We start from the raw sequence: 10,194 nt of genomic DNA, 5'->3' as shown, positions 1-10,194 counted from the left end.
ACGCAGGGTCTGTCCAACCGCGTAGTGCACCGCCTCGACCGCCCCGCTGAGGTTGGGCGTAAAGGCGTAGTCGGCGCGCAGTTGCCCGTAGGCGCCGGTCCAGCGCTCACCTTGGCCCGCCGTGCCCGCCACGGCCAGGTTGGGCTGGGTGTAGACGGCGTCTGCGGTGGTCTGCCGCCACAGCAGGCCGACAGCGGTTTGCACGCTGAGCTTGGCGAGGGGCTTGACGGTAATCGACGGCTTGACGTGGATCAGGTTGCTGTAGCCGGTATAACCCGCCAGGGAAAAGTAATAGCCATTGGGGAACAGCGGGTTGAAGGTGCCGACCTTGCCGTCATGGGCCTTGCGGTCACCGGAGGCGATATCCAGTTGCAGGCCGATACGCGGCTTCCAAGCCAGCGTGTCAAAGGTGTAGCCGGTGCGGCTGCCACCGGCCCAGGCGCGAATCGTCTTGCTGCCCACCGAGCCGCGTTGCAGCATGGCTTCGACATCCCAGTCGAACCCCTGGGCTGCGCCACCGAGGCGGGCGTCTAGCAACTGGCGGGTTTCGTCGCCGTCGGCGTCCAGGTAATGGGCGGCACTGCGCTCGTATACGCCGTAATAGGCCGACAGCTCATTGGTGCCGCCCACCAGCCGCTCGACCCGTAGCATGTGGAAGCGCGCGTCGCTGTTGGACTTATCGTCGAAATGCCGGCCATCCTGGTACTGCACCGGTTGGCTGGCGATCCCGATAAAGCGCCATTGCGGCGTTTCCCAGTCCGCCCACAACGCATCGAAGGACTGCCGCACATTCGGGCCGTCCCGTGACGAGATGAAGCGCTGCAAGTCGAAGGCGAAATCCTGGCGGCCAGCCCGTGCCTTGAAGGTGCCAGCGCTGAAGGTCTTCACGTATTCGGCAAAGGCCAGGCGCAGGTCGACGCGGTTCTGGTCGGCACCGCCAATCGTGGTCTTGTCATAGGCCCGCACATCTTCCAACTGGGTGAACAGCCGCCAGTGTTCGTTCAGGTGCAAGTCGGCGTGCACCTGAAAGCGCTGGATCAGGTAGCGGTCACGCGCTACATCCCGCACGCCGAACCCGCTGGCGTCGTTCATCTCGAAGCGTTCACGCAAGGTTGCGCCCAACGACAAGTAGGTGAACGGGTTGGCGGCGGACAGTGGGATGTACTTGAGGTTGTCCAAAGGTTGCGTGCGCAATGCCGGGTCCTTGAGCACAGACCAGTCTTCCTGCCAGCGGTTGGCCTTGATCGCCGGGCGAACCGGCTGGTCGTCGGCCTGCACGCCGCCAGCAAGCAACGGCCACAGCACCGCCAGGCTCCAGCCTGCGTGACGAATCATTTTGCCGCGCTGAGTTGGTGGATTTCTGCGACATAACCGCCTGGGAACTCCACCAACGCACTGCGCCGACCTTTGCTGTCGAACGCCGGCACCAGCACTGTGGCGCCAGAGCCAGTGGCCTTGCCCAGGGTGGCGGCCAGGTCGCTGACCTGATAACCGGTGGTGTCGTGGCCGAACGGGTAGGGCAGTTGGCCGTTGGTGACCAGCACCGCCATGCGCCCGAACGGCGATTCGATATCAACCCGGCGGTAGTGGCCGCCGGCCTGGCCGACATCAACGCCTGGGGCGTGCTTGTCGTCGCTCAACACCTTGCCGTGGGAGAAACCCAGGAACGCCTTGATAAACCGCTCGGCGCTGTCGTTGGACACATACACACGGTTTTCCGGCACGGTGTCGAAGGCGGCGTAATCCGGGGTCTTGGTGTGCCAGTACAGCTGCATGTTCACGCCACCCGGCCATTGCACCACGGCATCACGGCCGATGGGGTCGGGGAAATCGCTGACGATCACGTCGGCGCCATTTTCCCGCGCGGCCTTGAGGGCCATGTCCATGTCCTTGACCAGATAGCCGTTGCGTTCCTGGCCGAAGGGGTGGGGTACGGGGGTGGTAAAGCCGAACAACGACACGGTGCCCGCCGGGGTCTGCAGCAGTTGCGAGGTGGTGCTGCTCGGCACCGGCAGCACGTTGACCACGACCTGGGGCGTGCTTTTGCCGCCGAAGGTGGCGAGGAAACTCTGGGCAAAACGGTCCACATCGGCCGGTGCCACATACACATGGCTGGTGTCGTACTGCGGCGCCACGGCCACGCTTGGGGTGGCGGCGAACGCGCTGCTCATCATCGCACTTGCCAGCAGCGTCAATGCCAGCGATACCTTGGTTGTTGTGTTACCCATGCCCGTTCTCCAGCGCTTATGAGGGTTCGAAAGCGGTGAGGTTAGGGGGGGCAGGGTTGTGGGGGATTGTATGGACGTGCTCGGTTGAACGTTTCAGCTACGCGGTCCAGACAGCGGCCGCCTATCTACCTGACACCCCTCAACCCAAATGTGAGGGTTAACTTGCCTCTACCTGACACCCCCGCAATCAAACTGTGGGAGCTGGCTTGCCTGCGATGACGGCCTGCCAGCCGACGCCTATCTCCCTGACACCCCGCAATCAAACTGTGGGAGCGGGCTTGCTCGCGAAGGCGGCCCAGCAGTCAACACAGTTGGATTGGGTACATATCCATTTCTGCGGTAACGGCCACTTAGGGTTCCGCCCTGACGGCGTCTTACTTTTGAAAAGCGCAAAAGTAAGCAAAACGCTCTTGCCCCACCACTCGGCACCTCGCTTAGGCTCGGTGTGCCCGAACACAGGCTTGAATCCGTGGGCCGCCGCCACGCGCCATCCATGGCGCGGGGCGGCTAACCCGGCGTCCTGCCGGGTTACCCACGAATTCAAGCCTGCGTTCGGCCAGCGTGGTTTAACGGGGCGCCTGAGATCAAGATCACAAGCAGATCAAGATCAAGAGCGGCTCGCTTCGCATCGTGGTTACTGTGGAGTGTGCAACCTGCAGGTTGTGCATCTACTGCACTACCGCTTTCGCAGGCAAGCCAGCTCCCACATTTGATCTTTGTTACCTTGAGCGTTGCGTTCGCTTGACTGCTCGGCACTGGGACTGCCCACACATTTGGATCGCGGGGCATCAGTTAAATAGCCGTTGTCTGTCACGCCACCATGATGATCTTCGACACCAATTCCACCACCGTCTTGGCCTGGAGTTTCTTCATCAGCCGCGCCCGGTGCACCTCAACGGTGCGGTGGGAGATTGCCAGGCGCAGGGCGATTTCCTTGGATTTGAAGCCGTTGACGATGTGCATGGCGATTTCCCGCTCACGGGGCGTGAGGTCGCCGGTGCCCTGGTGCATGCGGTCCAGGCGTTCGAAGTGCCAGATCATCAGTTTGAACGGGTCTTTGGGCGTGAGGGTGTAGCCGTGGGATTTGGCCCAGAACACCTCGCCGTTGTGGTGCTGCATGAAGCGTTCATCGGAATAAAAGCCGTTGTCGCTGTCGAGCAGCCAGTCATGGCTGCGCTTGCCGATGGCGTGGTAGTCGGCCTGGGACGGGTAGATCAGCAGAGTCAGCTGGTTGACCAGTGCGTCGCGCGTATAGCCGAACAGCTTCAGGAAAGCGTCGTTGCAGTCGAGTATCACGCGGTCGCTGGTGACGATCTGCGGTGCAGGGGACAGCTTGAACGCCAGGCGTTCGAGGTCGGGGAATTGCTGGGCTAGCGCGGTCATGGGGCATCCTGCCTCGTTGTTCAATGCCCTGGGGCGCTACTTACCCGTGTAAGTAGTTACACGAATTGGCGCACGATCAGGGGTGGGTCATTGTAAGTAAAGTCCGAATCAAGAACAGAAGAAATTGATTATGCCTGCTGATTGCGTCTCCATAGTTGCCGCTGGTCACTCCCGTTTTGGTCGCCTGGAAGGCACGACGCTGGAAGACCTGATCGTCCAGGTGACCCGGGAAGCCCTGAGCGACGCTGAGATTGACGCGTCGCAAATCGATGCGTTATTCCTCGGCCATTTCAATTCGGGGCTGGTGCCCGATGGGTTTGCCGCCTCATTGCTGCTGCAGGCCGACCCCGGGCTGCGCTTCAAACCGGCTACCCGCTGTGAAAACGCCTGTGCGTCCGGCTCGGCGGCGATTCAGGCGGGGGTCAACGCGATCCTCTCCGGCAGCGCTGAGCTGGTGCTGGTGGTGGGCGCCGAGAAGATGACCCACACCAGCACCGCCGCGGTCACCCAAGCCTTGGCCGGGGCCGGCTACCAGAACGACCCGGCCGAAGCCGGCCTGAGTTTCCCCCAGTTGTTCGGCCGCGCCGCGCGCCAATACGCCGAGCGTTACCACTGCCCGCTGGGCTCGATGGCGGCCATCGCCACCAAAAACCACTCCAATGCCATGGCCAACCCGCTGGCGCAGATGCATCGGGAGATGAATTTCGAGCACTGCAACAACGTGTCCCAAAGCAACCCGTTCGTGGCTGACTCCCTGCGCCTGACCGATTGCTCGCTGATCAGCGACGGCGCCGCCGCGATCATCCTCGCCTCGCCCAAACGTGCGCGCGCGTTTCGTCGCGAGGTGCAGATACGTGCAATGACCCAGGTCAACGACACGCTGCCCATCGCCCAACGCGACATCCTCGCCTTCGAGGGCCCACAGCGGGCGATTCACTCAGCATTGCGCGGCGCAAATGTGACCCTGGCCGACCTGAGTTTCGCCGAGGTGCACGACTGCTTCACCATCGCCGAGCTGCTGATCTACGAAGCCATGGGCCTGGCGCCCAAGGGCGAAGGCCATCGCGTGCTCGACAGCGGCGTGGTGCGCGCCGGCGGGCGCTTGCCGGTGAACCTTTCCGGCGGGCTCAAGGCCAAGGGGCATCCCGTTGGCGCCACGGGGGTGTCCATGCATGCCCTGGCGTTCCGGCAACTGACCGGCGAGCCGATTGGTCTGACGGTGCCCAACCCGGAGTTCGGCCTGGTGTTCAACATGGGCGGCATGGCGGTGGCCAACTACGCCTCGGTCCTGCAGGCACGCCGGAGCTGAGCCATGAACATTGCCAACTGGCTGCACGACACCCAGCGCCGGGCCCCGCAACGCCCGGCCTTGTTCGACGGCAGCGTGCAAGTGGCCGACTACGCCACCTTCGCCGCCCACGTGCGCCAACGCGCCGCGCACCTGGTGGAGCAGCATGGCCTGGTGCCGGGAGACGCGGTGGCGCTGCTGATGAAAAACAGCTGCGACTACCTGGAACTGCTCTACGCCATCTGGTGGATGGGCGGGGTGGCGGTGCCGATCAACGCCAAGCTGCACCCCAGCGAAGCGGCGTGGATTACCGATAATGCCGAGGCGCGGCTGATCTTTACCGACGGCGGCCAGGTATTTTCATCGCGGGATTTGCCCGTGCATTGCACGGAACTGGACGGCCACCCGCTGCCGCCCAGCCATGGTTGGCCGACCCTGGAACAGCCGGTGCCCCGCCAGGATCACGACCTCGCCTGGCTGTTCTACACCTCCGGCACCACCGGGCGCTCCAAAGGCGTGATGCTGTCCCACGGCAACCTGATCGCCATGTCGCTGTGCTACGCCACGGATGTCGATCAAGTGAACGCCGACGATGCGGCGCTGTATGCCGCGCCCATGTCCCACGGCGCCGGCCTGTACAACTTCATCCATGTGCGCTGCGGCGCCCGCCATGTGGTGCCGGCCTCCCATGGCTTCGATGCCGCCGAGCTGTTCGGGCTGGCCGAGCACATGGGCGATGTGTCGTTGTTTGCTGCGCCGACCATGGTCAAACGCATGGTCGAGCAGGCGCGGCGCCAGGATTATCACGGCGCCGGCATCAAGACCATCGTCTACGGCGGCGGCCCCATGTACCTGGCCGACCTGCGCGAAGCAGTCGACACCTTCGGCCCGCGCCTGGTGCAGATCTACGGCCAGGGCGAGAGCCCGATGACCATCAGCGTCTTGCCCCGCGCCTTGATCGCCGAACGCCAGCGTCCCGACTGGGCCACCCTGGCCGCCTCGGTGGGCCACGCGCAAGCCTGTGTGGAGATCCGCATCCTCGATGCCGAGCGCCAGCCACTGCCCACCGGCCAGCGCGGCGAAATCGCGGTGCGTGGCGCCACGGTGATGCAAGGCTACTGGCGCAACCCGCAAGCCACGCGCCAGACGCTGGTGGATGGTTGGCTGCTGACCGGCGATATCGGTTACCTCGACCCGGCCGGCTACCTGACGCTCACGGACCGCTCCAAGGACGTGATCATCAGTGGCGGCAGCAACGTGTACCCCCGTGAAGTCGAGGAAGTGCTGGCCCAGCATCCCGAGGTGTTCGAAGTGTGCGTGGTGGGCGAGCCGGACGCGCAATGGGGTGAATCGGTGGTGGCCTTCGTGGTGACCCGCAGCGGTCAGCCCCTGGACGAAGGCGAACTCACCGCGTGGTTCCTGGCGCGGATGGCCTCGTTCAAAAAACCAAAAAAATATGTGTGGCGCAGCGACTTGCCCAAGAACAGCTACGGCAAGATTCTCAAGACCGACTTGCGGCAGTGGTTGAAAGCAGCGAGTATCGCCGCGCTTTAACATGGATCGATAATCAGACAAGGAGTCCCCACGATGGGCAATCCCGCACAAGACACCGTCCGCAAGCGCCGCCGTGCGTTTCTCGGTGCCACCTCCGGCCACTTGATCGAGTGGTACGACTACGGCGTGTATGGCTTTCTCGCGGTCTATATCGGCCAGGCGTTCTTCGTCTCCGATGACCCCACCACCAGCCTGTTGGCCAGCTTTGCCGCGTTTGCGCTGAGCTTCTTTATCCGCCCCTTGGGTGGGCTGTTCTTCGGCCCGCTGGCGGACAAGATCGGCCGGCGCAAAACCCTGATCATGGCGCTGGTGATGATGACCGGCTCCACGGTGATGCTGGGCCTGTTGCCGACCTACGCCAGCCTGGGCATCGCCGCACCGATCTTGTTGATCCTGGTGCGCTGCGTGCAGGGCTTCTCGGCGGGCGGCGAGATCGGCACCGTCACCAGCTTCATCTCTGAATACGCCGGCCCCGGTCGCCGCGGCTTTGCCACTTGCTGGCTGATGGTCACCGCCGTGCTCGGCCTGCTGCTCGGTGGCGCCGTGGCCAATGGCATGACCTGGGTGCTGGGCGCCGAGGTCATGCAGGAATGGGCCTGGCGCGTACCGTTCCTGATCGCCGCGCCCCTGGGCTTTATCTCCATGTACATCCGCCTCAAGCTCGAAGACAGCCCTGAGTTCCTGGCCCTGCAACGTGCCGGGCAAACGTCGCGGGCGCCGCTGCGGGAGGTCTGGCAGTGGAAGCGTGCGATTGCCCTGGTGTTCTTTATCATCACCTTGCACAGCTCGATCTTTTACCTGGTGCTGACCTTCGCCTCGACCTACATGGCCAAGATCCTCAAGTTCGACAGCGGCACCACCTTGCTGTACGTGTTCGTCGCCAGCTTCTCGGCGGCCTTCGTGATGCCGTTTGGCGGAGCCTTTACCGATAAATACGGGCGCAAGCCGTTCCTGATGGTGATCGGCACACTGGCGACCCTGGCGATGTTCTGGCTGTTCAAATCCGCCCCGACCGCCACCCCGGCGACCTTCTTCGCACCGTTGATGGCGGTGGCGATTTTGTTCGGGCTGTATGCATCCTCGACCTATGCGCTGATGAGTGAGCTGCTGCCCACGCGCATTCGTTCTACCGGGATTGCGGTGGCTTATAACGTGCCGGTGGCGGTGTTCGGCGGCAGTGCGCCGTTGATTTCCACCTGGCTTATCAAGGTGACAGGCGACATTACCTCGCCGTGGTATTTCTACGTGGCGACCGGGGTGGTGTCGTTGCTGGCGTTGGTGGTGTTGCGCAAGGAAGATTTTGTCGCCAGCGCTCACTCCACGGCAGTGCCTGCCAGCGCTGCGCTGGCTTGAAGCACGAACACCCCGTAGGAGCGAGCTTGCTCGCGAAAAACGCAAAGGCGCCGCGCTTCTTCAGGATGCACGCGTTATCGTTGACGCTTTTCGCGAGCAAGCTCGCTCCTACAGGTACAGAGAATTGCCATGCCGGCCACCCGCTTGACCCTGATCTGCCACGCCATCACGCCCCTGCAAAAGCAGGGGCGTTTCTCTGATGACGAGTCCGTCACGATGGACTGGCAGGGCGCGGCCTTGTCCCTGGCCGGCCGCTACAAACAACAGGCACGCCTGCTGTGCGGCCCCGAGGCCAGAACCTGCCAGAGCGCTGGCTTGTTCGGCGATAACGCCCAGGTCGACCCCGCCTTACGCGACCTTGATGTCGGCGCATGGAAAGGCCAGCGCATCGGCCAACTCGACAGCGCAACCTTGAACACCTGGGCCACCGACAGCGCCAGTGCAGTCCACGGCGGCGAGTCGGTGGGTCAGTTGTGCATTAGGGTTGGCCAATGGCTCAACTCCCTCGAAACCCACCCCGGCCATGTCATCGCCGTGACCCACCCGTTCGTCATCCGCGCGGCGATGCTGTCCGTCATGCAGTTGCCGATCTCGATGTTCTACCGGATCGACGTCGAGCCATTGTCCGCCACCGAGCTACGCTTCAACGGCGTGTGGCGCCTGCGCCTGGAAACTTCCGCCTGATTCCCGGAACATGGCAAAATCAACGCCCCGCACTGAGAGCACCCCATGAAACGCATCCTGATCATCGGCATTGGCGCCGGCAACCCTGACTACATCACGATGCAGGCCGTGAAGGCGCTGAACCGTACCGACGTGTTCTTCCTGATGGACAAGGGCCAGAGCAAGGACAAGCTGATCGACCTGCGCCGGGAAATCTGCGAGACCTACATCACCGAGCCCGGCTACCGTTTTGTCGAGGCCGATTGCCCGGAGCGTGTGCGCGGTGAAATCGACTACACCACCGCCGTGCAAGACCTCAACCGCGATAAGCAGCAGACCTTCGAACGCATGATCAACGAAGAAATGGCCGACGGCGAAGTGGGGGCGTTCCTGGCCTGGGGCGACCCGGCGCTGTACGACAGCACCATTCGTATCTTGCAGGCGATTCTTGCCAGTGGTCGCTGTGTGTTCGAATTTGAAGTGATCCCCGGTATCACCAGTGTGCAGGCCCTGGCGGCGCAGCATAAGGTGCCGCTCAACCGCATCGGCAAGTCCATCGAAATCACCACCGGGCGGCGCCTGGCGGCGGGGCAGGCGAGTGATGCCGATACCTTGGTGGTGATGCTCGACGCCGAAGATTCCTACCGCAGCGTGGCGGATCAGGACCTGGATATTTACTGGGGCGCTTACCTGGGTACGCCGGATGAGATACTGATCAGCGGCAAAGTGGCACAGGTGGCAGAAGAGATTGAACGGGTACGCAAGGCGGCGCGTCTGGAAAACGGCTGGATCATGGACACCTATTTGTTGCGCAAACCCTGAGGTAAACACGATGCTCAAACAGCTTGCCTTCGCCTTGGCCCTGGTGGCCGGCGCCGCTCATGCCGATAGTGGCTTGCACACCGACTTGCCGTTGTCCTATCTGGAACAGACCCAGGGCGATGCGCGCAACCAGCCGCTGGTGATCTTCCTGCATGGTTTTGGCAGCAACGAGGAAGACTTGTTTGGCATCAAGGACGCGTTGCCGTCCACCTGGACCTACCTGTCGGTGCGTGCGCCACTGCCGGTGGCGCCGCAGGGTTATCGTTGGTTTACCAAGACCGATGAGCCTGAGTACAACGGCGAGACCGACGAACTGTTCAGCAGCGCCCGGCTGATCAAGGACTTTGTGCTCAAGGCCACCGCCAAGTACCACACCCAGAGTGATCGGGTGTTCCTGGTGGGGTTCAGCCAGGGCGCGATCATGTCTTACGAGGTGGCCTTGCGTGAACCCGAATTGGTACGCGGTATCGCCGCGCTCAGTGGCAGCGTGCTACCAGTGCTCAGGTCTGCGCTGAAACCGGATGCGGCGATGGGCAAGCTGGCGATCTTTATTGGCCATGGCACTTTGGATCAGGCGTTGCCCTTTAGCTCGGCCACGCAAGCGAACAAGGTGCTGGCGGGGTTGGGGCTCAAGCCGGAGTTTCATGAATACCCGGGGATGAATCACACCATCAGCGAAGCAGAAATCCAGGACTTGAAAGCCTGGCTAGAGAAAAGCCTGAAGTGAAATGCGCTTAAAAATGTGGCAGCTTGCCTGCGATAGCGGCGGCTCAGTAAAGATTGAGTGACTGACACACCGCCATCGCGGGCAAACCCGCTCCCACATGGGTTTTGTGTTGGCTGGAAGAGGGGGGTTACTTGCCGCCTGTAATCTGCTTCACCAACTGTGCATGCCCCTTCACA

Annotated in this window: 9 protein-coding genes; 6 read left to right on the top strand and 3 right to left on the bottom strand. The window is 62.7% G+C overall.

Going from position 1 to position 10,194, the window contains the following annotated elements:
* From GIW04_RS22620 to GIW04_RS22610, 3 genes are all read right to left on the bottom strand, one after another.
* Window positions 1-1,335: alginate export family protein (locus tag GIW04_RS22620; protein WP_236479208.1), on the bottom strand; the 1,335-nt coding region annotated here is incomplete at its 3' end.
* Complete coding sequence (locus GIW04_RS22615) at window positions 1,332-2,228, bottom strand: VOC family protein (RefSeq protein ID WP_120248305.1); 897 nt, start codon at window positions 2,226-2,228, stop codon at window positions 1,332-1,334. The genes GIW04_RS22615 and GIW04_RS22620, both read right to left, overlap by 4 nt.
* A gap of 810 nt (window positions 2,229-3,038) precedes the next feature.
* Window positions 3,039-3,611, bottom strand: a complete 573-nt coding sequence (locus tag GIW04_RS22610) for a LuxR C-terminal-related transcriptional regulator (protein WP_003190613.1) — start codon at window positions 3,609-3,611, stop codon at window positions 3,039-3,041.
* A 130-nt stretch (window positions 3,612-3,741) separates the two neighbouring features.
* Between GIW04_RS22610 and GIW04_RS22605 the strand changes: the two genes are divergently transcribed.
* From GIW04_RS22605 to GIW04_RS22580, 6 genes are all read left to right on the top strand, one after another.
* Window positions 3,742-4,920, top strand: a complete 1,179-nt coding sequence (locus tag GIW04_RS22605) for an acetyl-CoA acetyltransferase (protein ID WP_003190614.1) — start codon at window positions 3,742-3,744, stop codon at window positions 4,918-4,920.
* Between the two features lie 3 nt (window positions 4,921-4,923).
* Entirely contained in the window at window positions 4,924-6,453 is a 1,530-nt protein-coding gene (locus GIW04_RS22600; RefSeq protein WP_120248302.1) for a class I adenylate-forming enzyme family protein, read from the top strand.
* A 33-nt stretch (window positions 6,454-6,486) separates the two neighbouring features.
* Window positions 6,487-7,806, top strand: a complete 1,320-nt coding sequence (locus tag GIW04_RS22595; protein WP_034133832.1) for an MFS transporter — start codon at window positions 6,487-6,489, stop codon at window positions 7,804-7,806.
* 129 nt (window positions 7,807-7,935) lie between these two features.
* Window positions 7,936-8,490, top strand: a complete 555-nt coding sequence (locus GIW04_RS22590) for a histidine phosphatase family protein (RefSeq protein ID WP_034133833.1) — start codon at window positions 7,936-7,938, stop codon at window positions 8,488-8,490.
* A 45-nt stretch (window positions 8,491-8,535) separates the two neighbouring features.
* The gene (gene cobF / locus GIW04_RS22585) at window positions 8,536-9,291 is read left to right on the top strand and encodes a precorrin-6A synthase (deacetylating) (protein ID WP_094775586.1); all 756 of its coding nucleotides are present in this window, start codon (window positions 8,536-8,538) and stop codon (window positions 9,289-9,291) included.
* Between the two features lie 10 nt (window positions 9,292-9,301).
* Complete coding sequence (locus tag GIW04_RS22580; RefSeq protein WP_034133835.1) at window positions 9,302-10,018, top strand: alpha/beta hydrolase; 717 nt, start codon at window positions 9,302-9,304, stop codon at window positions 10,016-10,018.
* The last annotated feature ends 176 nt before the right edge of the window (window positions 10,019-10,194 follow it).

Source organism: Pseudomonas sp. PA-4-8C, assembly GCF_021606625.1.
GTDB lineage: Bacteria > Pseudomonadota > Gammaproteobacteria > Pseudomonadales > Pseudomonadaceae > Aquipseudomonas > Aquipseudomonas lactis.
Note: the sequence above shows the minus strand (reverse complement) of the source record. Positions and strands in the feature narration are given on the sequence as shown.